The following is a 23,663-nucleotide window of genomic DNA, read 5'->3' on the forward strand; positions in this document are numbered from 1 at the left end:
TGGCCGGATCGGGGTAGGGAGAGAAAATGTCAGGCGATACGCTGCGGATCGACCGCTCTGCCAAGACGCTGAGGACGCTGGCGCTGGAGCGCATGCGTGAGGCGATCATGGGCTTCCATTTCCAGCCTGGCGAAAGGCTAGTCGAGCGGCCGCTATGCGATCAGCTCGGGGTAAGCCGTTCCGTCGTGCGCGAGGTGCTGCGGCAGCTGGAGGCGGAAGGCCTGGTGCAGATGATACCGGGCCACGGACCCGCCGTGGCCAAGCCGGATCTCGGCCGCACCGACGAAATCTATGAATTGCGGGCGCTGCTCGAGGGCATCGCGGCGCGGGCTTGCGCCCTGACAGCCACGGACGCGCAGATCGCCTCGCTCGATGCCGCCTTGACTAACCTGCTTGAGGCGTGGGCGTCCGGTGCGCCTGTCGAGGTGATGCGGGCAACGACCAAGTTCTACGAAACGCTGTTCGAGGCGGCGGACAAGCGCATTGCCTGGGAAATCGTGACGGGGCTGAATGTCCGCATCAACCAGCTCCGCTCAATGACGATCGCGTCGGAGAACCGCCGCGAGCCGGCGATCGCCGAAATGACCGAAATCATGGATGCAATCCGCTCGCGCAAGCCGGACGAGGCGGAGGAGGCGGCGCGGCGGCATGTCGAATCCGCGTGGCAGATCGCCCGCAACACGCTTCGCCTTGGCTGACTGGTATGCCGCCGGCGGTCCATCGTTCCACGGCAGGCATCTAACTGGTGCGTACAGTGACATGTGTGACATGCCAATTTGCTTTCAGTTGCGGCGGCAAAATCGTATATCGGGTCAGTTAGGTGTGCATCTTTTGCCAAATTGCTCTGTCATTCGAACGGACTGAGACAGAAAAGTAGTAAAATGAACATGTTACGCCACAAAGTTGCGGTGGCGCCGATGATGGATTGGACGGACCGGCACTGCCGGTTCTTCCATCGCCAGCTGACGCGCGAGGCGCTGCTCTATACCGAGATGGTGGTGGCCGATGCGGTCATCCACGGCGCACGCGAGCGGCTGCTTGGCTTCGACGACAGCGAACATCCGTTGGCGCTGCAACTCGGCGGCGCCGATCCGGGAAAGCTGGCCGAGGCGGCGCGCATCGGCGAAGCCTTCGGCTATGATGAAATCAACCTCAATGTCGGCTGCCCGTCCGACCGCGTCCAGTCGGGCACCTTCGGCGCGTGCCTGATGAAGACGCCCGTGCTCGTCGCGGATTGCGTCGCGGCAATGAAGGCGGCGGTGAAAATACCGGTCACCGTCAAGTGCCGTATCGGCGTCGATGAGCAGGATCCGGAACCGGCACTCGATGCGTTGGCCGATGGTGTTTTCGCGGCCGGCGCCGACGCGCTGTGGGTGCACGCCCGCAAGGCCTGGCTGGAAGGACTGAGCCCAAAGGAAAATCGCGACATCCCGCCGCTCGACTATGGCCGCGTCTATCGGCTGAAAGCCAGAAAACAAAACAAATTCATCGGCATCAATGGCGGTATTCAATCTCTCGCAGAGGCGCTGACGCATCTCGACCATGTCGATGGCGCCATGCTCGGCCGCGCCGCCTATCACACGCCAGGGATACTCACCGGCATCGATGCCGCGTTTTACGGCAGCACAGCTGAGTCGTTCGATTTTGTCGCACTGATCGATGCCATGGCGGATTACGCGTCACGCCATATCGAGCAGGGCGGACGCCTCGGGCATGTCACCCGGCACATGGTCGGGCTGTTTCACGGCCTGCCCGGTGCACGCCGCTATCGGCAGATCCTGTCCACCGATGCGACAAGGCCGGGTGCCGGACCGCAGGTGCTCAAGGCGGCTTTTGCAGAGGTCGATTTCGGCCGGACCGCAGAGGCGGCCTGAGGAAAAACTCAATCCCGCAAAATCATGCGATCGCCACGTACGTCGAAGCCCGATAGCGAGCCGATGAAATTCATGCCGAGCAGGCTCTGGCCGAGCGTGCCGGGTGCGGCGATCATGATGGGCATGTCCTTGCGCACGATGCCGCCGATCGACAGTTCGTCGGTTCGCACCGCCGCCGCGCGTGTCATGCCGTTGGCGGTAGAGATCGGTATGGTGAAGCGGAGAGCCGCCGAATTGAACCCGACCACCAGCGCGTCCTCGGCGGTCAGAACGGTGCTGGTCGCGCCGGTATCGACAACCGTCAGGATCGGCGTGCCGTTGATCGTGACGCGCGCTTCGAAATGGCCGCTGCCGGCCTTGTCCAGGGTGACGGTGGCATGGCCTTCTTCCACGCCCAGCGCCAGCGGACTGCCGGGAACAAGGCCGGCGGTGACGCGGCTGGCGAAATCCTGCAACTCATAGCGGTACTGATAGCCGGCGATCAGCGCCAGCACGATTGCGCCCCAGGCGCCGAGGCTGCGGGCCATGGTGCCTAACGGCCTGCCCGATCTGAGCAGGCCGGCGCCGACGAGCGCCGCTAAAGCGCTAAGCCAGATCAGCTGGCTGAAATCGTAATTCTCAATGCCGAATGTACTGCCGGCGGAATCGTTGAGCATGAGCAGGAGTACACCTGCCCCGATCGCGACGATCAGAATCCACAGCAGTCGGTTCATCTCTGCGGCCGGTTCACGAGAGGGCGTCGCGTTCGCGTGCCATGCGGCTGCGACGGGTTTCCCGGCGGGGGCGTCGCTCGACCGTTTCCAGCCTTGCCGGCAGCTCGGCCATGACGCTGCGGCGGGTTTGCGGGGTCATGTCGATCCAGGCAGCGATTTCCGCGCGCGTGCGCCCGCAACCGAAACAGAAGCCGGTTTTCATATCGATCGAGCAGACCAGGATGCACGGGGATTCAATGGCCGTCATAAGGATTTCCTTGGCTAGCCTCCACATGGTGCAACGACAAAGTCAATACAAGCCCTCCGGGAAGCGCCGCCAACGGGTGCTTTCGCGTCAATACCTCGAAGTTGTACCAGGCCTGGAGCTTGTGCCGGCTTGAGGTTGTGCCGGCTGGCCAAGGCGGCTATGCCGCTCACCAATTCACACGGACGATCGCCATCGACATGACCAGCACGCTGCCTTTCGACGATTTTCGCGACCTCCTGGTGAGCCTGCCGCCGGGAGATATGGCGGCCAAGGCCCGCGTGCGCCAGTTGTTTGCCAAGGCAGACAAGCCCGAAGGCTCGCTTGGCCGCATCGAGGACATTGCCGCCTGGCTCGCCGGGTGGAGCGGCCGCGCGCCGCCGGCGGTGACGCGGCCATTGGTGGCGATCTTTGCCGGCAATCATGGCGTCACCCGCCACGGCATTTCGCCGCGCCCCGCCGCCGCCACGGCAAATGCAGTCGAGCTCTGCGCCGCCGGCGGTGCAGCAATCAACCAGATCTGCATCGCCAACGATCTCGGCTTGAAGGTGTTCGATCTGGCTCTGCACATCCCGACAACCGACATTACCGAGGATGCGGCACTGGACGAGCGCGGTTGTGCCGCTACCATGGCCTTCGGCATGGAAGCGATTGCCGGCGGCACCGACCTGCTTTGCCTTGGCGACCTCGGCGTCGGCAATTCGACTGTCGCCGCGGCCCTTTGCACGGCACTGTTCGGCGGCACCGGCGCCGACTGGATCGGCCCTGGATCAGGGGCAGACGCGGCGATGCAGAGGCGCAAGGCGGAGGTGGTCGATGCCGCGGTCGCGTTTCACGGCGCGAGCCTCAAGGACCCGCTGGAAGCGCTGCGCCGGGTCGGCGGGCGGGAATTCGCCGCGATCTGCGGCGCCATTCTGGCGGCGCGGATGCAGAAGATTCCGGTGCTGCTCGATGGGTTTGCGGTGACTGCCGCCGCTGGTGTCCTACATGCCGCCAACCCCGCCGCGCTCGATCATTGTCTCCTCGCAAGCCTGTCGCCGGAGCCTGGTCACGCCAAGGCCGCCGAGCGCCTCGGCCTTCGCCCGCTGCTCGATCTGGGCGTCAGTCAAGGCGAGGCGGTAGGGGCGGCTCTTGCCGCCGGCCTGGTCAAGGCGGCCGCGCTGACCAGCTCCGGCATGGCAGCGGCGGTCCGCGGTTAAGCATTCAGCGCCGGCGCGAGGCAACCGCCTTGGTCGGCAGCGCCGGCAGTTCCTCCATCACCCGGCTCAGCGGGAAGATGGCGATCGCCTCGGTGCCTTCGCGCAGCCTGGAATGGAGCTGGAATTCGCCGCCATGCATGGCCAGCAAGCCTTGCACGATCGGCAGGCCAAGCCCGGTGCCCTGTTCGGCGCTCTTGATGGCGATCGAGCCCTGGCCGAAGGCCGAAAGCACGATCGGAATCTCGTCTTCTGGTATGCCCGGCCCATTGTCCTTGACGGAGAGATATTGCCCGCCGCCCGCCGTCCAGCCGACGCGCACACGGATTTCGCCGCCGGTGGCGGTGAACTTTATGGCATTGGACAACAGGTTGAGCGCAATCTGCCGCACCGCGCGTTCGTCGGCGAACAAGCGCGGCAAGGCGTTTTCGAAATCCTGGACGATGCGGATGTCCTTGTTGCGCGCCTTCAGCTCCATCATGTGGCAGCAATCCTCGACGACTGAGAGCAGCATCATCGGCTCCTCGTTGAGCTGGTAGCGGCCCGCTTCGATGCGCGACAAATCGAGGATTTCGTTGATCAGGTCGAGCAGATGCTGTCCGGAGTCGTGCACGTCACGGGCATAGTCGCGATAGGTCGGGTTGCTCATCGGGCCGAGCACCTCGTTGGCCATCACTTCAGAAAAGCCGAGAATGGCGTTGAGCGGTGTGCGCAGTTCGTGGCTCATCGAGGCCAGGAAACGCGATTTCGCCAGATTGGCGTCTTCCGCCCGCCGCCGTGCCTCGTCCGACATCGATTTCGCCGTCTCCAGTTCGGCAATCAGCGCATCCTTTTCGGAGCGGAACGACAGCAGCATCAGCGAGGAACGGTTGAGCTGGCGCGCTACATAGGCGAAGAAAGGCAACGAGGCGATCAGCAAGCCTGCCATGATCGCCTCGACCGGCATCCATAATTTCGCACTGGCATAAGCATAGATGGCGACCGGGAGGGCGAAGGTCGCCAACAGCGCACCGCGCAGGGACGAGGCCAGGATCGCAGTTGCCGACATGGCGAGCAGCAGCACCACCGCCTTGGCGACCTGGAACTGATCCATTTGGCAAGCTTCGCAGCCGAGCCATGCGAACCAGGCCCAGCCAAGCCCGCACAGAAAATGGCCGATCAGGAAATCCCTATGCGTTTCCAGCGGGTTGAGCTCGGACGCTTGAGTGACGCGTCTGGCCATGAATGCAACGATGGTATAGCAGATGAATGTGAACAGCGCCCAGACGCCGATCTCCTTGCCGACGCCCGCGAACAAGCCTGCCGCGGCCGTTGCCAGGATGAGCAGCGGAATGACGATCACGCCGCCGGTCATCGAAAGCGCGTGGAGCTTCAACAGCTCGCGATCGAAGTCGGGATTTCCGGCTTGCTGCGAAAGACGGTCGCGCGTCTTGCGCACCGCGCGCGCGACATCGCTGTTGCGATGGCGTTTTCTGCGGTCCACAATAAACTTGTCTGCCATGGTCGAGCGTTGCAGGGGCATGAAGTCTTCAATTTACGCGGGCAGCAATTTCAAATCGTTAAGCTACGTTCGAATGATTAACCAACGGTTTGCCATATGAGCCGTTCGTGGTCGCGATGGCCGCGCCAGCGATACTATGCGCCGCGTCCGCGAAGCCTGTGGCGCCGACTGATGGACTATGGGCTGACACTCATCGTGCTCGGCCTGGCGATCCTCCTGGCGGCGCGACTCGACCGGATCGAGACGCGCAAGACGGAGGGCGCGGCCACTGTCAATGACGGCGATAGCATCACGCTCGGCGGCGAGCGTATCCGCATGCGTGGCATCGACGCGCCGGAATATTCGCAAATCTGCCGCAAGGACGGTGCCGACTATCCTTGCGGCAAGCTCGCGCGGCAGTCCCTGGTGCGGTTGATCGCCGGCAAAGCCGTCTCCTGCAGCGGCTGGCAGCGCGACCGCTACGGCAGGCTGCTCGGCGACTGCAAGGCCGGCGGCAAGGATCTCAACCGCGCGCAGGTCGAGGCCGGCTGGGCGGTCGCCTTTGGCGATTTCGAGACCGAGGAAGCTGCTGCGCGCGCGGGCAAAGCCGGCATCTGGGCCGGAACTTTCGACGAGCCGAAGAACTGGCGCGAGAGCCACGGCCATGAGCTGGTTGAAAGAAAGCACGGTACCTTGGCGTCGATCGGCGACGCCTTGCGCGAAATTTTTCGCTTCTGGTGAGCTGTGCCTATAGTTCGTCGAGACGGACGAGGAGGATAGAGATGAAGCTGTTCGACGGCGGGCGCGCGCCCAATCCACGCCGGGTTCGGATTTTTCTGGCCGAAAAGGGACTTCAGGTTCCGCTGGTGCCCGTCGACATGGGCGCGCTGGAGCACAAAGAGCAGCCGGTCAGCTCGCGCAATCCGCTGAAGCGTCTGCCGGTGCTCGAGCTCGACGACGGCACAGTCATCACCGAATCCGTCGCAATCTGTCGTTACTTCGAGGAACTGCACCCCGAGCCGGCTTTGTTCGGGCGTGGCGCGCTCGGCAAGGCGATCGTCGAGATGTGGCAAAGACGTGTGGAGTTCAATCTGTTCGGCTGCGTCGCTGCGGCGTTCCGGCACATCCACCCCGCAATGAGGGAATGGGAGATCCCGCAAATCCCCGAATGGGGCGAGGCCAACAAGCCGAAGGCGATCGAATTCCTGAGATTTCTGGACACTGAGCTCGCCGGCAGGGAATTCGTCGCCGGCGATGCCTATTCGATCGCCGACATCACCGGGCTGGTCGCCATCGACTTCATGAAGCCGGCTCGCATCAAGGTACCCGAAGAGTGCACGAACGTGCTGCGCTGGCATCGGGACATCTCCAGCCGGCCGAGTGCCGCCGCCTGACAACGAGTTCCGAATGAGCGAAGAGCTGGAAGCCTTGGCGGCGAGGGTACGCGCCTGCCGCATCTGCGTCGATAACCCGGCCGGCAGGCCGTTGCCGCACCAGCCGCGTCCGGTGCTCAGGCCATCGTCGAGTGCGCGTATCCTGATCGCCAGCCAGGCGCCGGGTACCAAGGTTCACATTACAGGGATGCCGTTCACCGACGCCTCCGGCGACCGGCTGCGAAGCTGGCTGGGCGTCGGCAGCGAGGAATTTTACGACACGGACAAATTCGCCATCGTGCCGATGGGCTTTTGCTTTCCCGGTCAGGACGCCAGGGGCGCCGACCTGCCGCCGCGCCGCGAATGTGCGCCGGCCTGGCGCACATCGCTGATGGCGCTGATGCCGCAAGTCGATATGGTGCTGACGATCGGCATCTACGCGCAAAGCTGGCATATGGGCGCGGCGCGCCGTCCCTCGCTGACGGAAACGGTCATGGATTGGCGTGCCATCTGGGCGGCGGCAACCGACCCGAAAGTCCTGCCGCTGCCGCACCCGTCCTGGCGCAACACCGGCTGGCTGAAGCGCAATCCATGGTTTGAAATGGATTTGCTGCCCTTTCTGAGATCGGAAATCCGCTATCGCCTCGGCTAGGCATTCAGCAAGAAATCACTCGCTTTCGCACTATGCGGCAGAATTTCTTTCTTGTAATAGGCTCGAGCAAGAGGGATTATGGTAATCCATTCCTCGAAGCGCGTCGCGCATGAGGGGACGCGCGTTAAATTCTTGTTTTTATGCATGTCGTTGTGCCAAGGCCGCTGCGCACTTGGACGACTTGCATCAGGGGAGCACCCAATGGACCGCCTTGATAGAAAAATTCTCCGCCTCCTGCAGGAGGATGCGACGCTTGCAGTCGCCGACGTCGCCAAGAAGGTCGGCCTGTCGACGACGCCGTGCTGGCGGCGCATCCAGAAGCTCGAGGAAGAGGGCGTCATCAAGCGGCGCGTCGCCATCCTCGATCATGAAAAGGTCAACGTGCGGGTAACGGTGTTCGTCTCGATCCGCACCAATTCGCACAGCCATGAATGGCTGCGGCGCTTTTCGGAGGTCATCCAGGAATTCCCGGAAGTGGTCGAATTCTATCGCATGAGCGGCGACGTCGACTATCTCTTGCGCGTCGTGGTGCCCGATATCGCCGCCTACGACGCCTTCTACAAGCGGCTGATCGCCAAGATCGAGATCCGCGACGTGTCGTCTTCCTTCGCCATGGAGCAGATCAAATACACGACCGAGATGCCGCTGGATTACATGATGCTCGACAAGGAGTCCGGCGCCAACGCCGCCTGAGATTTTTCTGTTTAGTTCTTCTTTTTGTTGAGGAAACTCCAGGGCGAGTTGACCGGCAGCGTGATCGTGTCCGGCACGGCGTCGACGTTAACCACCTCGGCCTTGCGCACGGTGTAGCCCGACTGGATGACACTGACGCCGTCGAGGATGAAAAGCTGGCTCTTCTCCATGCCCGGCCGTAATGCGCCGGTCACCGAAACCGGCTGGTAGGCCTCGGACATCCTGTAAGGCTGTGCAGGCGTGACGAGGACGATCTGGTTGGGCGGCGGCGTCGGCATGTGGCTACAGGCTCCCGTCCACGGCACCAGCAGGAATTGGTAGACGAGATCACCATCGCGGTCGACCGGCAGCGCATAGCCTGCGAGTTGCACGGTCTTGTCCTGCAAGTCGAGTGAGAGCGTCTCGCCACGATCCGGCATTTTGGCCGCGATCATCGGCAGTCCGACGCTTTCGGCGGCTGCCTGGGTAGCCGGGCGCAGATCCTTCCAGAAAATGTGCGTGGTCCCAGTGGAAGCGCTTGCCGCGATCGCGGACGCCAACAAGGCAGTTGCCATGATCGTGCCTGATTTAAAACGGTTGCTCATCGCTGCTCCGCCGTTGAGCCTTGATCTGCGGACATCAAGTAAAGCTGCCGCTGCCTCACAGGTCAACGCTCAAGCCGCATCACATGCCGGCGTGAGCCGGTCATGCCGATCTCGCGAAAGCCGCGGGCGACGAACATGTCGCGAAAACCCATGAAGCTGTAGCTCGGCGAAGCCTGGTCGACGGGATAGGCTTCGATCGTCCTGGCGCCTTTGGCAAAGGCGTGATCGATGACCGCGTCGAGCAATGCGCTTGCCAGCCCGCCGCCGCGCAACGCTCTCGGCACAAAGAAGCAGACGATCGACCAGATGCCCATCTCGCTATCGTCCTGCTGCCGTGACAGCTTGCGGTAGGTCTCGCGCGGCGCAATCGAGCACCAGCCGACGGTCCGGCCATCGATCTGGGCGACAATGCCGACCGGCGTGCCGGCGTCGATCAGCGTCATCATCGCGCGTTTCTTCTCGTTGTTCTCGACATGCTCGCGGCGGTCGAGATTGCGCCAAGCCATACACCAGCAGTATTTCGGCCCGCCGGGTTGCTCGAACAGGTTTTCGAAATCGGCGCGCGTCGATTGCTTCACCTCCGTGAAGCGCACTTCGCTCAGGTCAAGCTTTTCTGGCGGCGAGCCGCTCGAGCGTCTTGGCATCGGAAAGTTCCTTCACGGCGTCCTTGCCGATCCAGCGTGCGGTCCTGTCTGTCGAGGCCGCCAGTTTTAGCGCCACGGCAAGGGCAGGGCCGTGCAAATTCATCGATCGCTTGCCGATCGAACGAAGCGCCCAGTTCACGGCCTTCTTCACAAAATTGCGGGCGTCGGTCGCATGCGCTTCGATGATCGGCAGAAATTCGAGGAAGGTCGTCTCGGGTTCCTTCTTCCGGTGGACCACCGACCAGGCCATCATCGCAAAAGCCGTGCGTCGAACGAATTCCCGTTCGTCGACCGCGAATTCGGCGATCAATTCCCTCCAGCAATCCGTATCGACAAAGAGATCGGAGACCCCGTCGACAATATCCCAGGAATCGAAAGTCGCCGCCCATCGTCTTGCATCCGCGGCGGAGAACCGCTCCGGATCGGCTGTCACGGAAGCGATGAACTGCGCCTCCATGATGCCTGTCTGCCAAAGCTCGAAGGCACGCTCATGGTTGCGCTTGATTTTCTTGGCAATATGCCGCTGCACGCCATGCGAGATACCGAGCGCACGTTCGATCTTGATGCCGTAGCGCAGCATGCCAAGCCGATTTTCCTCCGAGGCGATCGAGCGCAGATGAGCAACGATTTCATCGGCGCTGGATTGAGGCGAAAGCTCGGCCACGGTGAAGTCCTATTTCTCCAGCCGCGCCAGCAGCGAGGACGTGTCCCAGCGCTTGCCGCCCATCGCCTGCACGTCCTTGTAGAACTGGTCGACAAGTGCCGTCACCGGCAGTTTGGCGCCATTGCGGTCGGCCTCGGCGAGGCAGATGCCAAGATCCTTGCGCATCCAGTCGACGGCGAAGCCGAAATCATATTTGCCGGCATTCATCGTCTTGTGCCGGTTCTCCATCTGCCAGGAACCGGCCGCACCCTTGGAAATCACCTCGATGACCTTTTCGATGTCGAGCCCTGCCTTCTTGCCGAAATGGATGCCCTCGGCCAGGCCCTGAACGAGGCCGGCGATGCAGATCTGGTTGATCATCTTGGTGAGCTGGCCAGCCCCGGCCGGTCCCATCAATCCGACCATGCGGGCATAAGCATCTATGACTGGCTTGGCCCTGTCGAAGGCGTCGGGCTCGCCGCCGACCATCACGGTCAGCATGCCGTTCTCGGCGCCTGCCTGGCCGCCGGAGACCGGGGCGTCGAGGAACGCAAACCCGAGCGCTTGCGACTGCTGCGCCAGTTCGCGCGCGACCTCCGCCGATGCGGTGGTATTGTCGATGAAGATGGCGCCTTTCTTCATGGAATTGAAGGCGCCTCCGGCGCCGGTCGTCACCGAGCGCAGATCGTCGTCATTGCCGACGCAGGAAAAGACGAAGTCCTTGCCCTCCGCCGCCTCCGCTGGCGTCGCAGCGAAGCTGCCGCCGTGCTGGGCAACCCACTGCTCGGCCTTGGCGCTGGTACGATTGTAGACGGTGACATCGTAACCGCCCTTGTTCTTGAGATGTCCGGCCATCGGATAACCCATGACGCCAAGACCAAGAAATGCCACCGAAGCCATGTTTTCGAATCCCTTAGAAGCCTGCTTTGCGGTCTTCTTACCGGATCAGGCAAGGCGATGGGAGTCAGCGGTGCAGGTGGATGGTGATGCGCCGTTCGATCCACTCGACGCCGTGGCGCAATGTTTCCACGATGATCAGATAGATGATCGCCGCCCAGATATACGACTGAAAGTCGAAGGTGCGCGCATAGGTGAGCCGGGTGATGCCCATCAAATCGTAGACCGTGATAATGGCGACGATTGCCGAGCCCTTGATCATCAGGATGATCTCGTTGCCATAGGGGCGTAGCGCCACAATCAGCGCCTGCGGCAGGATGATTTTCCACATCGTCTGTAGTTTATGCAGGCCGAGCGAGGCGGCACCTTCCCATTGACCCCTCGGTACGCTCTCGATCGCGCCACGCAAAATCTCGGCTTGATAGGCGGCCGTATTCAGCGAAAAGGCGAAGATCGCGCAGTTGAACGCTTCGCGGAAGAAGCCCCACAGGCCGACCATCTCGAGCTCCGGCCGGAAGGAGCCCAATCCGTAGTAGACCAGGAAGGTCTGCGCCAACAGCGGCGTGCCGCGAAAAAAATAGACATAGGCATAGGCAAACCCCGAGAGGATCGGGTTCTTCGACATGCGTGCATAGGCGATCGGCACCGACAGGATCGCGCCAAGCACAATCGAGATGGCAACCAGCAACAGGGTGATGCCGAGGCCGGATATGTAGCCGGGTGCATATTTCTGGAAGAACTCCGGGTTCCACGCAGCGACCAGGTAGACGACCATGCCGATGCCGAGAGCGATCCACAGGCCGACCAGGACATGGCCGAGGATGCGTTGGCGCGACCAGCCGCGTGCGGGCGGCGGCGGCCGGTCGACCTTCAGCGTGTCGGTGGCCAGGCTCATCTCTTGACCTCGCTGCTGCCGACCGCTCGTTCGATCGCATTGATGCCGAAGGAGGAGACGATCGCCAGCAGGAGATAGATCAGGCCGGCAAAACCGTAAAACAGGAAGGCATGCTTGGTGACGCGAGCGGCAACCCCGCTCTGCCGGAGGATCTCGTTGAGCCCGACGGCCGAGACGAGCGCGGTGTCCTTGAGCAGGATAAGCCAGAGATTGGCAAGTCCGGGCAACGCGATGCGGATCAACTGCGGCAACACGATCAGCCGCATCGTCTGGCCGCTGGACAGGCCAACCGAATAGCCGCCCTCATATTGCCCTTTTGGAATCGCGCGGAACGCGGATAAAAACACCTCGCTGGAATAAGAGGAGAAAATGAAGCACAGCGCGATCATGCCGGCGACGAAGCTGTTGACGTCGGCGGAGGTGCCAGGGCTCACCAGCCGGACAATGTACTGCAGGATCAATGGGATGCCGAAGAAGATGAGAAATAGGGTGAGCAGCTCGGGTATTCCGCGAAAAATCGTGGTGTAGATGTTCCCGGCCAGTCTCAGCGACGGCTCTTCCGATTGTTTGGCCAGCGCCACGAAAAAGCCGAGCGTCAGCCCGAAAGGCAGAGTGGCCAGCGCAAGACATACCGTGACAAATACACCCGCGGCGATGTCGTCGAGCCAGCCTTCGGGTCCCCAACTGAGAAGCGTCAGTGCGCTCTGCATCCGCCTGCCTGTTCTCCTTGAGGCTCTCCGAGACCCGTACCGCATCACCCCTCGTGCGCGGCGTCCTTATAAGAACGGCGGGAATCTCCCGCCGTTCACGTGCTCCTATGTCGGTCGATCAGGACTCGCCGCCATAAACGTCATATTTGAAGTATTTGTCGTTGATTTCCTTGTACTTTCCGTTTGCGCGGATGGCGTCGATCGCCGCATTGAACTGGTTGACCAGATCGGTCTCGCCCTTGCGCACGGCAATGCCGGCGCCCGGACCGTGGATTTCGATAACCGGCTTGATTGTGCCGACCAGCTTGCAGCAGGCGCCGTCCGGCGAATCCAGCCATTGCTGCAGCACGACGACGTCGTCGTTGGCGGCATCGAGCCGGCCATTGGCCAGATCGAGCTGGTATTCCTGTGCGGTCGGGTACGGCTTGACGGTGCTGTCGGTATAAGTCTTGGTCGAATAGTTGAAATGCGTGGTGGACGCCTGCACGCCGATCGTTTTGCCGGCCAAATCTTCCTTGGTGACACCCTTGATGTCGGTGTCCTTGGGCGCGGCGATCGCCGGCGGCGTATTGTAATATTTGTGGGTGAAGTCGACCTTCTCGGCGCGTTCCGGCGTGATCGACATCGACGCGACGATGGCGTCGAACTTGCCTGCCTGAAGGGCTGGAATGATGCCGTCCCAGTCCTGCGCGACGAAGGTGCACTTCACCTTCATCTCGTCGCAAAGCGCCTTGGCGATGTCGATATCGAAGCCCACGAGTTGGCCGTCGGCGGTGAGGTTGTTGAATGGCGGATACGCTCCCTCGGTGCCGATCCTCAAGGTTTTTTCCTGCGCCTGGGCAACGCCAAGCGTCAGCAGCGCAGCCGAAGCGGCGAGCGCGATACGCAGTGCAATACGCATAATGGTCCTCTCTGTTGGTCCCGGCCGTCGTTCCCGAACGGCTCTGTGGGCGGTGCTTTTGACCGCCCGCTGGCGCGATACTCCCATTCTTTCCCAAGAAAAAGCAACTGCAAAACCGTCGCTTGAGGGAAGGTCATGTTCAGGAAACGGTGACGCTGGGTCAAACGCCTGAATGGAGAGAAAGTGGCCGGAAGCCCCCTGCGGCCGCGATCTCAGCGCGTCAGGCCGGTGGCGCGCTCGATGAAGTCAGCTATCGAATTCGTGTCGTCGAGATCGAAGGCCGGCAGGTCTTCGCCGACAATGTGGAAGTCGGACGCGATGGCGACAATGTGTGGATCGCCTGCCGAGAGCGGTGTCCGGTCCTTGGCCTCGAGCCGTCGCGTCTCGATTTTCTTGTGCGCCTCGCGCTTGTAACCCTCGACCAGCACGATATCGGAGGGTGCCAGCCGTGACAGGATCGCGTCCAGCGTCGGCTCGTCCTCGCCGCGCAATTCGTGCATCAGCGCCCAGCGCCTGCCCGACACGACCGCGACCTCCACTGCTCCCGCCTGCCGGTGGCGAAAGCTGTCCGCTCCGGGTTTGTCGATGTCGAAATCATGATGGGCGTGTTTTACCGTCGACACTTTCCAGCCGCGCCGGACGAGCTCGGCCACCAGCTTTTCGGTCAATGTCGTCTTGCCGGAGTTCTTCCAGCCGGTGATGCCGAAGATACGTCTTTTCATGGCTCGATGCTCTGCAACAGATGCGCGGCCTGGGCAAGGTCGTCGGGAGTGTTGATGTTGAAGAACGGATCGACCTCGGCCCCCCCCGATTTCAGGATGGGAAATTCCACCTCGACAAAACCGTGCCGGTCGATGAACGCCGCAACGCGCCGGTTGTCTTCCTCGACGAGAAATTGTCGCAAGGCCTGATCTAACCCTAGCGGCCAGAGTGCAAAGGTCGGATGCCGTTTGCCGCCGGAACAAGCAACGGCGATCGAGCCAGAGCGCGCATAGGCTGCCGCGAGCAGCCGCTCGACCATATCCCTCGGCAGGAAAGGCGTATCGCCGGCAGCCGTGACCAGCGCCTGGCAGGTCGTGTCGGAAGCCCATTCGAGGCCGGTCAGGATCCCGGCAAGCGGCCCGGCATAACCTTTGACGGTATCGGCAAGCACCGGAAGCCCCGTCGCGGCAAACCGTGTCGGATCGCCATTGGCGTTTAGCGCAAGCGGTCCGACCTGCGGGCCAAGGCGCGAAACGACACGGTCGAGCAGGGTGCCGTCGCCCAGCGCAAGCAGCGTCTTGTCGCCGCCGCCCATTCGGCTCGACCGGCCGCCGGCCAGAATGATCCCTGCGATATGTCGGCCCATCGTTTGCTGCCTAGACCCAAAATCCAGTTTTCAAATCAAACAGTCGTCGACAGTCACTCTATATGCCGTCCGGCGCCATGTCCGGTCCAGTGCTTTCGGCGGCTGTCTTTCGCCGGCCGACGATCCGTTCGCGGTAGAGTGCATAGAGGCCCGACGCGATGATGATCGTGGCACCGACGATCATCGGCAGATCCGGGACATCGCCGAAGATCGTGAAGCCAAGCAGGATCGACCAGAGCAGGGCGGTGTAGCGGAACGGCGCGATGAAGGAGATATCGCCCACCCGCATCGCCGTGATGATGAAGTGGTAGCCGATGAGCACGAGCACCGCCGCCAGCGCCAGGAACGCCGTGCTTTGTCCCGTCATCGGTGTCCAGCCGCCCATCGGTGAAAGCAATGCCGCGCCCAGAAACGTCATGGCAAGGGCGGTGGCGCTCGACACCAGCAATGTCGGAATTGCCTGCGGTATCCGCTTGGTGGCGAGATCGCGCACCGCACAGCATGCCACGCTGGCCAGCGCCAGCAGAGAAAAGACGCTGAACCCTTCGAAGCCCGGCCGCACGATGATCAGCACGCCGGCAAAACCGACGGCAATAGCCAGCCAGCGCCGCCAGCCGACGCCCTCGTTGAACACAAGTGCTGCGCCCATCGTCACCGCCAGCGGCAGCGCCTGCAGCACGGCGGAGACATTGGCGATCGGAAGATGCGCCAGAGCAACCAGGAAGGACACCGTGGCGCCGGCCTCGCCGGCGACGCGCAGCGCAACGGTCGGCTGCAGCATCGAACCTGGCCGGGCAAGCGCGCCGCGTTGCCACGCAAGCAGGCCAACGAAAAGCGAAGCAAAGGCGCCGCGGATCAGCATGACCTGCGCCATGTTCATCGATTCCGACGAGAATTTGGTGATAGCGTCGTTGAGGGTGAAACCAGCCATGGCCACCATCATGAACAACGCGCCGCGCAGGTTTGGCGAAAGAGGCAAGGCGATTACCGGGTGAGTCCTGCAGCAAGCGTCTAGCAGGCACCCGCAAAACAGCAACGTCAAAGGGCTGGGCCACAGCCTTTCTATGGCCCGTAACGTCTGTCGCGCAAGAGCGGCAGGGCTTATTTGGGCGTCAGTACCTCGGTGCCGTTGCCTTCCTTGCCGGCAATCGTCCACAGGCCACGCAGCGAGCCGTCGTCCTGCACCTTGTAGACGACAAGACCGACCGCCTTGCCCATGACATAACCGGCGGAGAAGGCATCATCATTGCGCATGCAGATACCGTCCGAGGACGAGCCGCCTGTCTCCCAATGGATCGTGCAGGTCGTCTCGCTGGTCAGAGTGATCGTCGCGTCGCCACCATAGGACGACCCATCGAAATTGGTGCCGGCCACGGCATAGGTGCCGCCGATCGACTGAGCCGCCGCGGGCAGGGCCGCGAGGCTGAGCAATGCAAGAGAAAGAATGAGTTTGCGCATATCGTATTCCCCCACTGGGCGAAGAACCGCTCCAGAGCAGAGGCTAGGCCCGAATGGGCTTGCGGTAAATCCGGTGACCGTTTGCGGACAAGACCTTTTCTGGGTGTGACCCCAAAAAGGTGCCGTTCTAAAGGATGGGTTCGGAGGGCAAATTTATCACACTGCGGCTCGAGGAAAATTTTTCGACGAGATCAAATTTGCTCGGCAAGATTCACCAAATTGGTCATTGTAAGCTTCTGATCGTGTTGGGAGATGGTCCATGATGAATGCACGAGGCAATGCGGACTGGCTTGGCCCAGGCAGCAGGCGGCATGTTTCGTCGGCTTTCCGGTTCTCTTCTGCCCTGGCGGTCATCCTCATGGCGATAGCGCCTGCGTTCGCCGAGAACGGCGCTTCGGCGTCGGCAGTCGAACGGATGTCCACGCCGGGTCACGAAGCGGATGAGCTCGCTCGCCGCGTCGGGAAATGGTCCGTCGTCAACACGATCTGGCCAACGCCCGGTGCGCAGCCGATCGTCATGACCGGGCTGGTGGCCGAGCGCACGATGATCGGTCCCTTCATGCAGGAGGTGATGCGCCCGGCGCCCGGGTCGAAAATGCCGGACTTCCAGCGGATAGCCTATTTGAGCTATGACCGGGTGGAGGGCCGCTGGAAGTATGTCTCCATGGACACCCGTTTCCCGGCAGGGATCATGCCCGCCTGGAGTTTTGGTGGTGAGGAGGACGGCAAGATTTCACTCCTGTTCCAGCCGCTTGGTTTCGTCGGCTTCGGCCCCGAGGTCGAAGGGCGGTTCACGGCCTCCGATTTCGTCATTTCCAGGGACGGCGACAATCACGAAGTGGCCGAGCAACATTTTCTCCAGGCCAATGGCAGCGGCAAAAAATGGCTTGCCGTACGATATGACTACACGCGCCAACAACCGTGACTCGCTAGCAAAAACAATAGGCTGCCAATAAGTTCTGACGTCGCCGGATGCTCACGGTCCCCTGAGGCTGCCGGCGATGGCTCCGACGAACGGGTCGTATTTCGATTTCAGGGTAGGCGGATATTCGATCCAGACCGTATGGATGACACCGTCTTTTCCGAACAGGCGGCGTTCGTAGAAGATGTTCTCGCCTTTGATGCCCGACAGCACCGCCCAGTCCTTGCCGGTCTTGCTGTAGGTGATCCTGTAGCCAGGTTCCTTGCTGGCCCTCTCGGCGGAGACGAAGGCTGTCGGGGTGTCGTCATCGATGTTGAGGATACCCGAACAGATCAGGCTGGCGCCATCGGCAGTGAGCCATTGTTGTCCATCGCCATTGTCCGGCTCAGGCTGGCGAAGAGTGAAGATTTCATCCGGAAAGGTGCAGACGGTGCCGAAGCGCTCGTTCGTGTAGGTAAATGGCGCGGCAAATGCCATGGTGGCCGCCATCACTCCGAAAAACGTCGTGATTGCAAAAAACCGCTGCACGCCTTGCCTCGAAGCCGGTGCCAAGGCGATTATTCTTGCACGAAATCGGCCAAAAATCAGCCGCCGGTGACGCTCATATGCCGCGACACCGACGGACGGTTGGTGCGGCGATCGATGATGAAGTCGTGGCCTTTGGGCTTGCGGCCGATTGCTTCGTCGATGGCACCGGCGACCAGCTCGTTGCCTTCCGACGCACGCAGCGGCGCGCGCAGGTCGGCCGCATCTTCCTGGCCGAGGCACATGTAAAGGGTGCCGGTGCAGGTCAGCCGGACCCGGTTGCAGCTTTCGCAGAAATTATGCGTCATCGGTGTGATGAAGCCCAGCCGCCCGCCGGTCTCGGCGACTTGGACATAGCGGGCCGGGCCACCGGTCTTGTAGGGAATGTCGCTTAGCGTGAACTGGCGTTCGAGAGCCGCGCGCAGCAGCGACAGCGGCAAATACTGGTCGGTGCGGTCGGCATCGATCTCGCCCATCGGCATGGTTTCGATGACCGTCAGATCCATGCCGCGGCCATGCGCCCAGCGCAGCATTTCAGGCAATTCGGCGTCATTGAAGTCCTTCAACGCCACGGCATTGAGCTTTACCTTTAGCCCGGCCGCCTGCGCGGCGTCGATGCCGTCCATGACCTTGTCCAGATTGCCCCAGCGGGTGATCTGGCGGAATTTGTCGGCATCGAGGGTATCGAGCGAGACGTTAATGCGCTTGACGCCGCAGTCGGCGAGCTCGGCGGCAAAGCGGGAAAGCTGCGATCCGTTGGTGGTCAGCGTCAGCTCTTCCAGTGCACCACTCTCGAGATGCCGCGAAAGCTGGCGCACCAGGTGCATGATGTTCTTGCGCACAAGCGGCTCACCGCCGGTGAGGCGGAGCTTGCGCACACCCTTTTCGATGAAGACCGTGCAGAGCCGGTCGAGCTCTTCCAGCGACAGCAGGTCCTTCTTCGGCAGGAACGTCATGTCCTCGGCCATGCAATAGGTGCAGCGGAAATCGCAGCGGTCGGTAACCGACACGCGCAGGTAGGTAATCGTGCGACCGAAAGGATCGATCATATCCATGCGTATGCGCTTTCCGTGGCCGTGAACGGCTTCGTTATATATGGCTATGTGATACGAGCCAACTTGCCATTCAAGATAGAAGCTCGGAATCTTCGGCAACATTCCCCAGCCGACAGATCATGTCGGAACTTTCCATGCGGCCTTTTCCCTCGACGCGAAGCGGCGTAGGAAGGGCAGTTCTCCGCAGGATCCACCACCATGACAGCGCCAAAGGAACTCAGGGTCTCGAAGGACCGCAAGCTGCTTTCCGTCACCTTTCCGGGACATCAGCCGTTCGAGTTGCCGGCTGAGCTTCTGCGCGTCGCCTCGCCATCGGCCGAGGTGCAGGGCCATTCGCCCGAACAGCGCGTCACCGTTCCCGGCAAGCGCAATGTGGCGATCCTGAAGATCGAGCCGGTCGGCAATTATGCCGTGCGCATCACCTTCGACGATTTCCACGACACCGGTATCTTCACCTGGAACTACCTGCATACGCTGGGTCATGAGAAGGATGCACGCTGGGCCGCCTATCTCGCCGAACTGGAAGAGAAGGGGCTGAGCCGCGACCGTTGAAATGGATCCCGCAGGACTCCCAGGTCAACGCAAGATCGCCAGTATCTCGCTGGTGTCGTGATAAAACGGCGTGCCTTCGATCAGCCGGTCATCCTTGAAGCGCAAGACTTCGGCAAACGGCTGTTTGATGGTTGCGCCATTGGCCCGCGATGTCAGCGAAAGCGAGCAGCTCATGAACACCGTGTCATCGTTTTGGGCGACCTGAAGGTCCTCCACCGCCACGTCGCTCCAGATTTCCCGCATTTTGCGGAAAAGGGCGCCAACGCCGTCGAGGCCGTTCCAGTCACCGGCATAGGGCAGGGAGCGCGGCTCATGCACGACAATCTCGGCATGAAATGCGCAGGCAAGCACATCGAGGCTCTCCGACCCTGATTGCAGGAAACGCATTTCAACATTGAACATGTTTTCAATAAGTTCCATGGCGGTGCGTCGCCGGTCGAGCGGTTTATCCATTTTTGACCTCCGTATCCGTTGGCACGATCATGCAGGTAAAGCGGTTTGCCCTTGTTTGCGTTGCCTCGACACCCGTTTCCTGATGACCGGCAAACGGGCACTTGTCGTGAAAACGTCATCCATCTGGAGTAGCGCCGGCAAAGCTTTGGAGACGAAAACATGTCCGTGATCACCAGCATCGAACAGCTTGAAGCGCTCTATGGCCTGCCCGGCGAGGCGTCGGTGGTCAAGGAACTCGACCAGCTGATTCGCGAATACGCAGCTATCATCGAGGCTTCGCCGTTTGCCGCGCTCGCAACCTGCGGGCCAGAAGGGCTGGACTGCTCGCCGCGCGGCGATCTTGCCGGCTTCGTCCGCATCCATGATCCGAAAACGCTGATGATGCCGGACCGACGCGGCAACAACCGTGCCGATTCGCTAAGGAACATCCTTCGCGATCCGCGCGTCGCGCTCCTGTTCCTGGTGCCGGGTTCCGGCACGACGCTGCGCGTCAATGGCCGCGCCCACATCACCACCGATACCGGGCTCTGCGCCTCGTTCGCCGTCGAGGGCAAGCCGGCGCGCTCGGTGACGATCATCGAGATCGATGCGGTTTATTTCCAGTGCGCCCGCGCCATCCACCGATCGGAACTGTGGAACCCGGCAAGGCATGTCGACCCGAGAACGATGCCGACTCCCGGCCAAATCCTGGAAATCACCAGCCGCAAGAACATTGACGGCGAGGTCTACGACAAGGAATGGCCCGAGCGCGCGAAAAAATCGATGTGGTGAAGCATCTGGTGGTGGAGCACTGGGCTGTCAGGCGGTCTTCAAAACCTCGGCAACCCTACGCATCTGTTCGCCGATCATGTCGCATTGTTCCGGTGTCGACTGGCTCATCGCCTTCTCGATCAGCGCCATATGGACCTTCAGCGCCTGCATCAGCAGTGCCTCGCCGGCCTCGGTCAACGCAAGCCGCAGCACGCGCTTGTCCTTCTCATCGCCCTCGCGGCGCAGCAGGCCGCGCGTCTCCAGCTGCGGCAAAAGCATGGTGATGTTGGAGCGGCCGACCAGCAGCCGGCGAGCGAGGTCGTGCTGCGACATGCCGGGATGACGGTAGAGGTTCATCAGCACGTCGAGCTGCGCCGGCTTCAGGTCGAGCGGCGCAAGCTTCACCGCCAGGGTGCGTTCCAGCACATGGCAGGCGCGCGCCACCGCGACCCAGTTGCGAAAACGCGGGTTGTCCCAGGGCAGGTCTTGCTTAATGTTCATGTTTGAACTATTATGTTCATGCTTGAACCAATGAATGGATCGCCACTATGGCATCATTTGGACTGAAGGTCATCCGCGGCACGTTCGGCGTGGCTGAGCATGTGGCACCGCGACTCACCGGGCGTGCTGCATTCGAGCTGTTCTGCCGCACGCCGCACGAGAAAAGCCTGAGCGAAGGCGAGCGCCGCGCAATCGACCGCGCCGCCGATTTCATGACCCAGGCACGCCATCATCGGCTAAAGACCAGAACCGGCTGCGTCATGGTGCATGAGTTCCGGCCCGAGCCGGGCAGTGCGGCTGCCGGCACCGTGCTCGTCATCCATGGTTGGCGTTCGCGCACCGAATACATGCGCACGCTGATCGAAGCCTATCGCGATGCCGGCTACAAGGTGGTCTCGCTCGACCTGCCGGGCCACGGCCAGTCGCAGGGCCGCCGGCTTACCCTGGTCAGCGCGGTCGATGCGGCACGGGTTGCCGGCGAATGGTTCGGCCCGTTCGCGGCCATTGTCGGCCATTCCTTCGGTGGTGCCGTTGCCGCCAACGCCGTCGCCGGTTCGATCAGGAACATCCCGCGATTGGCGGCCGGGCGGCTGGTGCTTATCGCCGCGCCGAGCTCGCTGCCGGCGATCTTCGCTGATTTCAGCCGCATGCTGAATGTCGGCTCGCGCTCGCAGGCCGCCATGGCCGACCGGGTCGAGCGCATCGCCGGCCGGCCGTTGCGCGAGTTCACCGGTGACCGCCAGCTCGCAAGCACGCCGCTGCCGACGCTGGTGATCCACGCGCCGGACGACCGCGAAGTGTCCGCCGAGCATGCAAGGCTCTACACGCGCGCCGGCGACCATGTGCGGCTCTACTGGGCCGACGGGCTCGGCCACCGCCGCATTCTCGCCGACAGGGGTGTGGCGGAGCGTGCCGTTGGCTTCGTTGCCGGCAGGCTCGAGCCGTCTCTGCAGTGACCTGAATATCGTTCTTGTCAGCCGGGTTCGACGTCACGCTGCCCCGGTGCTGGCCATCGCTATCCAAGCCGCCATTGCCCCGGCCACCGTCGCCAGAAGAGCCGAGCGCGACGCGCCGTCGCGCGCCTGGATCGACATGCCGTGCTGCACGGTCGCGTAGAAGGTCGCGGCCGTACCGCAGTCGAAATCGGCCGGCAACTCTCCCTCGGCGACGCCACGCTCGAGGCGTCTCAGCAAGGCTTCGCGGTTTTCGGCGCGGCGACGGCGCAGATCATCGCAGATGGCGCCGCGGCTTGAATCCTGGTGCAATGCGCCGAGCGTGATAAGGCAGCCTTGCGGACGACCGGTCTGTGAATAGGCCCTGGCAGTCTGCCGCAGGAACCGTTCGACGGCCTCGCGCGCGGTCGGCGCCTTTTCCAGCGCGGACCAGATCTCGGTTCCCTCGACCCGCGTGTAAAGCTCGGTTGCCTCGAGAAACAGCGCTTCCTTGCTGGCGAAGGCGGCATAGAGGCTGGGTGAGTTGATGCCCATTGCAGCGGTCAGGTCACTTATCGACGCGCCCTCATAACCCTTGGCCCAAAACACTTCCATTGCGCGCCGCAAGGCGGCGGCTCGATCGAAGGTGCGGGGGCGGCCTCGTTCCGGCATGGCATTCTTTCTGTATTGATCGATACATAATTCCGTTGACGTGGTTCAGCAAGGCTGGCAGATATTTATGTATCAATCACTACAAAATGGAGAAGCAGATGTCATCCAGAAGCTTGAACGGCAAGGCCGCCCTCGTCACCGGCGGCAGCCGCGGCATTGGTGCGGCGATCGCAAGAAGGCTCGCGGCCGACGGGGCAGGCGTGGCGATCACCTATGTGAATGGCGAGGAAGGGGCGTGTGCGGTGGTCAGGGAAATCGCGGCGGCCGGCGGCCGGGCCTTTGCCATCAAGGCCGACAATCGCGATGCTGGGGCGATCGAGGCGGCAGTCGATGAGGCAGCAACAGCCTTCGGACGGCTCGACATCCTGGTCAACAGCGCCGGCATCTGGCGCGCTGCGCCGATCGATGCCCTGTCGCTTGCCGATTTCGACGAGACGATGGAGGTCAACCTCAGAGCCCCGTTCGTCGCCGCCAAGGCGGCAGCAGCGCATATGGGCGAGGGTGGCCGGATCATCTCGATCGGCAGCAATCTGGCCGAGCGTGCCACGGACGCCGGCCTGAGCGCCTACTCGGCCAGCAAGGCTGCCTTGGTTGGCCTGACCAAGGCCTTTGCACGCGATCTTGGTCCGCGCGGCATCACCGCCAATGTCGTCCATCCGGGGTCGACCGATACCGACATGAATCCGGCAGCCGGCCCGCACGCCGAGCATCAGCGTCAGAAGATGGCGATGCCTCGCTTCGGCACGGCCGACGAGATCGCCGGCATGGTCGCCTGGCTTGCCGGCCCCGAAGGGCGCTTCGTGACAGGCGCTGCATTGACCATCGACGGCGGCGCCAACGCTTGAGGTTTGGCTCACGGGCACTACCATTGGTCGGGAGCGACGGCGGATTCGCTCCCCCCGTCACGACGTTGTGAAACCGTTCTGCAACAGACGTTCCGAAATTTATGAAAGCTTAACGAAATCAGTATGAATCAGTGTAGTCACGCCTTACATC

The 23,663-nt window shown here is 62.1% G+C and carries 30 protein-coding genes and 2 pseudogenes; 13 read left to right on the forward strand and 19 right to left on the reverse strand.

The window, feature by feature from the left end:
• The first annotated feature begins 26 nt into the window (after window positions 1-26).
• Window positions 27-698 (forward strand): GntR family transcriptional regulator, encoded by a 672-nt coding sequence (locus tag NKH67_RS22320; protein WP_023674997.1) that lies wholly within the window; start codon window positions 27-29, stop codon window positions 696-698.
• Window positions 699-881: 183 nt separating this feature from the next.
• Complete coding sequence (gene dusA / locus NKH67_RS22325; protein ID WP_352471908.1) at window positions 882-1,874, forward strand: tRNA dihydrouridine(20/20a) synthase DusA; 993 nt, start codon at window positions 882-884, stop codon at window positions 1,872-1,874.
• 8 nt (window positions 1,875-1,882) lie between these two features.
• On the opposite strand, the gene NKH67_RS22330 is transcribed toward dusA, so the two are convergent.
• Together NKH67_RS22330 and NKH67_RS22335 are read right to left on the reverse strand one after the other, a co-directional pair.
• Window positions 1,883-2,587, reverse strand: coding sequence for a TIGR02281 family clan AA aspartic protease (locus NKH67_RS22330; RefSeq protein ID WP_352471907.1), 705 nt, complete (start codon window positions 2,585-2,587; stop codon window positions 1,883-1,885).
• A 13-nt stretch (window positions 2,588-2,600) separates the two neighbouring features.
• Window positions 2,601-2,834: a DUF1289 domain-containing protein gene (locus NKH67_RS22335; RefSeq protein ID WP_352471906.1), complete on the reverse strand. Its 234-nt coding sequence runs from the start codon at window positions 2,832-2,834 to the stop codon at window positions 2,601-2,603.
• Window positions 2,835-3,031: 197 nt separating this feature from the next.
• On the opposite strand from NKH67_RS22335, the gene NKH67_RS22340 reads away from it, so the two are divergent.
• On the forward strand, window positions 3,032-4,030 hold the full coding sequence (locus tag NKH67_RS22340) for a nicotinate-nucleotide--dimethylbenzimidazole phosphoribosyltransferase (RefSeq protein WP_352471937.1): 999 nt from the start codon (window positions 3,032-3,034) through the stop codon (window positions 4,028-4,030).
• Between the two features lie 4 nt (window positions 4,031-4,034).
• Here the strand turns inward: NKH67_RS22340 and NKH67_RS22345 are convergent, their stop codons facing one another.
• On the reverse strand, window positions 4,035-5,549 hold the full coding sequence (locus NKH67_RS22345; RefSeq protein WP_352471905.1) for a sensor histidine kinase: 1,515 nt from the start codon (window positions 5,547-5,549) through the stop codon (window positions 4,035-4,037).
• A 75-nt stretch (window positions 5,550-5,624) separates the two neighbouring features.
• Between NKH67_RS22345 and NKH67_RS22350 the strand changes: the two genes are divergently transcribed.
• From NKH67_RS22350 to NKH67_RS22365, 4 genes and pseudogenes are all read left to right on the forward strand, one after another.
• Window positions 5,625-6,248 carry a thermonuclease family protein gene (locus NKH67_RS22350; RefSeq protein ID WP_352471904.1) on the forward strand — a complete coding sequence of 208 codons (624 nt, stop codon included), beginning with the start codon at window positions 5,625-5,627 and terminating at the stop codon, window positions 6,246-6,248.
• 41 nt (window positions 6,249-6,289) lie between these two features.
• On the forward strand, window positions 6,290-6,901 hold the full coding sequence (locus NKH67_RS22355; RefSeq protein WP_352471903.1) for a glutathione S-transferase: 612 nt from the start codon (window positions 6,290-6,292) through the stop codon (window positions 6,899-6,901).
• 13 nt (window positions 6,902-6,914) lie between these two features.
• A pseudogene (locus NKH67_RS22360) lies at window positions 6,915-7,532 on the forward strand (uracil-DNA glycosylase family protein); the annotation flags it as partial.
• A gap of 201 nt (window positions 7,533-7,733) precedes the next feature.
• A complete protein-coding gene (locus NKH67_RS22365) occupies window positions 7,734-8,225 on the forward strand; it encodes an Lrp/AsnC family transcriptional regulator (protein ID WP_023675006.1) in 492 nt (163 codons plus the stop codon).
• Window positions 8,226-8,236: 11 nt separating this feature from the next.
• Here the strand turns inward: NKH67_RS22365 and NKH67_RS22370 are convergent, their stop codons facing one another.
• From NKH67_RS22370 to NKH67_RS22420, 11 genes and pseudogenes are all read right to left on the reverse strand, one after another.
• Window positions 8,237-8,809 carry a DUF3299 domain-containing protein gene (locus tag NKH67_RS22370; protein WP_352471902.1) on the reverse strand — a complete coding sequence of 191 codons (573 nt, stop codon included), beginning with the start codon at window positions 8,807-8,809 and terminating at the stop codon, window positions 8,237-8,239.
• A gap of 62 nt (window positions 8,810-8,871) precedes the next feature.
• Complete coding sequence (locus NKH67_RS22375) at window positions 8,872-9,453, reverse strand: GNAT family N-acetyltransferase (RefSeq protein ID WP_352502419.1); 582 nt, start codon at window positions 9,451-9,453, stop codon at window positions 8,872-8,874.
• Complete coding sequence (locus tag NKH67_RS22380; protein ID WP_352502420.1) at window positions 9,413-10,117, reverse strand: DNA alkylation repair protein; 705 nt, start codon at window positions 10,115-10,117, stop codon at window positions 9,413-9,415. Before NKH67_RS22380 ends, NKH67_RS22375 begins: the two co-directional genes overlap by 41 nt.
• A 9-nt stretch (window positions 10,118-10,126) precedes the next feature.
• Window positions 10,127-11,002 (reverse strand): annotated as a pseudogene (locus tag NKH67_RS22385) (NAD(P)-dependent oxidoreductase); the annotation flags it as partial.
• A 58-nt stretch (window positions 11,003-11,060) separates the two neighbouring features.
• Complete coding sequence (locus tag NKH67_RS22390) at window positions 11,061-11,888, reverse strand: ABC transporter permease (RefSeq protein WP_352502421.1); 828 nt, start codon at window positions 11,886-11,888, stop codon at window positions 11,061-11,063.
• Window positions 11,885-12,598: an ABC transporter permease gene (locus NKH67_RS22395; protein ID WP_352471895.1), complete on the reverse strand. Its 714-nt coding sequence runs from the start codon at window positions 12,596-12,598 to the stop codon at window positions 11,885-11,887. The genes NKH67_RS22390 and NKH67_RS22395 overlap by 4 nt, the downstream gene beginning before the upstream one ends.
• A gap of 118 nt (window positions 12,599-12,716) precedes the next feature.
• Window positions 12,717-13,499 (reverse strand): ABC transporter substrate-binding protein, encoded by a 783-nt coding sequence (locus NKH67_RS22400; RefSeq protein ID WP_352471894.1) that lies wholly within the window; start codon window positions 13,497-13,499, stop codon window positions 12,717-12,719.
• 212 nt (window positions 13,500-13,711) lie between these two features.
• Window positions 13,712-14,221, reverse strand: coding sequence for a molybdopterin-guanine dinucleotide biosynthesis protein B (gene mobB, locus NKH67_RS22405; protein WP_352502422.1), 510 nt, complete (start codon window positions 14,219-14,221; stop codon window positions 13,712-13,714).
• Window positions 14,218-14,847, reverse strand: coding sequence for a molybdenum cofactor guanylyltransferase MobA (gene mobA, locus NKH67_RS22410; protein ID WP_352502423.1), 630 nt, complete (start codon window positions 14,845-14,847; stop codon window positions 14,218-14,220). Before mobA ends, mobB begins: the two co-directional genes overlap by 4 nt.
• A gap of 58 nt (window positions 14,848-14,905) precedes the next feature.
• A complete protein-coding gene (locus NKH67_RS22415; RefSeq protein ID WP_352502424.1) occupies window positions 14,906-15,826 on the reverse strand; it encodes a DMT family transporter in 921 nt (306 codons plus the stop codon).
• 122 nt (window positions 15,827-15,948) lie between these two features.
• Window positions 15,949-16,305: a hypothetical protein gene (locus tag NKH67_RS22420; protein ID WP_352448884.1), complete on the reverse strand. Its 357-nt coding sequence runs from the start codon at window positions 16,303-16,305 to the stop codon at window positions 15,949-15,951.
• A 259-nt stretch (window positions 16,306-16,564) separates the two neighbouring features.
• On the opposite strand from NKH67_RS22420, the gene NKH67_RS22425 reads away from it, so the two are divergent.
• Window positions 16,565-17,230 (forward strand): DUF1579 family protein, encoded by a 666-nt coding sequence (locus NKH67_RS22425; protein WP_353031838.1) that lies wholly within the window; start codon window positions 16,565-16,567, stop codon window positions 17,228-17,230.
• Window positions 17,231-17,281: 51 nt separating this feature from the next.
• Here NKH67_RS22425 and NKH67_RS22430 read toward each other — a convergent pair whose 3' ends face one another.
• Complete coding sequence (locus tag NKH67_RS22430; RefSeq protein ID WP_352502426.1) at window positions 17,282-17,704, reverse strand: hypothetical protein; 423 nt, start codon at window positions 17,702-17,704, stop codon at window positions 17,282-17,284.
• On the opposite strand from NKH67_RS22430, the gene NKH67_RS22435 reads away from it, so the two are divergent.
• Window positions 17,703-17,825: a hypothetical protein gene (locus tag NKH67_RS22435; protein WP_352502427.1), complete on the forward strand. Its 123-nt coding sequence runs from the start codon at window positions 17,703-17,705 to the stop codon at window positions 17,823-17,825. The genes NKH67_RS22430 and NKH67_RS22435 overlap by 2 nt on opposite strands.
• Here NKH67_RS22435 and moaA read toward each other — a convergent pair.
• On the reverse strand, window positions 17,812-18,807 hold the full coding sequence (gene moaA, locus NKH67_RS22440; RefSeq protein ID WP_352502428.1) for a GTP 3',8-cyclase MoaA: 996 nt from the start codon (window positions 18,805-18,807) through the stop codon (window positions 17,812-17,814). The two genes, NKH67_RS22435 and moaA, sit on opposite strands and share 14 nt — an antisense overlap.
• Before the next feature lie 198 nt (window positions 18,808-19,005).
• Between moaA and NKH67_RS22445 the strand changes: the two genes are divergently transcribed.
• On the forward strand, window positions 19,006-19,359 hold the full coding sequence (locus NKH67_RS22445) for a gamma-butyrobetaine hydroxylase family protein (protein WP_023717628.1): 354 nt from the start codon (window positions 19,006-19,008) through the stop codon (window positions 19,357-19,359).
• Between the two features lie 24 nt (window positions 19,360-19,383).
• On the opposite strand, the gene NKH67_RS22450 is transcribed toward NKH67_RS22445, so the two are convergent.
• The gene (locus tag NKH67_RS22450) at window positions 19,384-19,812 is read right to left on the reverse strand and encodes a nuclear transport factor 2 family protein (RefSeq protein WP_352502429.1); all 429 of its coding nucleotides are present in this window, start codon (window positions 19,810-19,812) and stop codon (window positions 19,384-19,386) included.
• A gap of 159 nt (window positions 19,813-19,971) precedes the next feature.
• Between NKH67_RS22450 and NKH67_RS22455 the strand changes: the two genes are divergently transcribed.
• The gene (locus tag NKH67_RS22455) at window positions 19,972-20,583 is read left to right on the forward strand and encodes a pyridoxamine 5'-phosphate oxidase family protein (RefSeq protein ID WP_352502430.1); all 612 of its coding nucleotides are present in this window, start codon (window positions 19,972-19,974) and stop codon (window positions 20,581-20,583) included.
• 27 nt (window positions 20,584-20,610) lie between these two features.
• On the opposite strand, the gene NKH67_RS22460 is transcribed toward NKH67_RS22455, so the two are convergent.
• Complete coding sequence (locus NKH67_RS22460) at window positions 20,611-21,063, reverse strand: MarR family winged helix-turn-helix transcriptional regulator (RefSeq protein ID WP_352502431.1); 453 nt, start codon at window positions 21,061-21,063, stop codon at window positions 20,611-20,613.
• 47 nt (window positions 21,064-21,110) lie between these two features.
• Here NKH67_RS22460 and NKH67_RS22465 point away from each other — a divergent pair, with 47 nt between their 5' ends.
• On the forward strand, window positions 21,111-22,019 hold the full coding sequence (locus NKH67_RS22465; RefSeq protein ID WP_352502432.1) for an alpha/beta hydrolase: 909 nt from the start codon (window positions 21,111-21,113) through the stop codon (window positions 22,017-22,019).
• A gap of 33 nt (window positions 22,020-22,052) precedes the next feature.
• Here NKH67_RS22465 and NKH67_RS22470 read toward each other — a convergent pair whose 3' ends face one another.
• Window positions 22,053-22,667 carry a TetR/AcrR family transcriptional regulator gene (locus NKH67_RS22470; protein ID WP_352471884.1) on the reverse strand — a complete coding sequence of 205 codons (615 nt, stop codon included), beginning with the start codon at window positions 22,665-22,667 and terminating at the stop codon, window positions 22,053-22,055.
• 98 nt (window positions 22,668-22,765) lie between these two features.
• Between NKH67_RS22470 and NKH67_RS22475 the strand changes: the two genes are divergently transcribed.
• Entirely contained in the window at window positions 22,766-23,512 is a 747-nt protein-coding gene (locus NKH67_RS22475; RefSeq protein ID WP_352502433.1) for a 3-oxoacyl-ACP reductase family protein, read from the forward strand.
• Window positions 23,513-23,663 lie beyond the last annotated feature (151 nt).

It is taken from the genome of Mesorhizobium sp. M0968, from assembly GCF_040319065.1.
Taxonomy (GTDB): domain Bacteria; phylum Pseudomonadota; class Alphaproteobacteria; order Rhizobiales; family Rhizobiaceae; genus Mesorhizobium.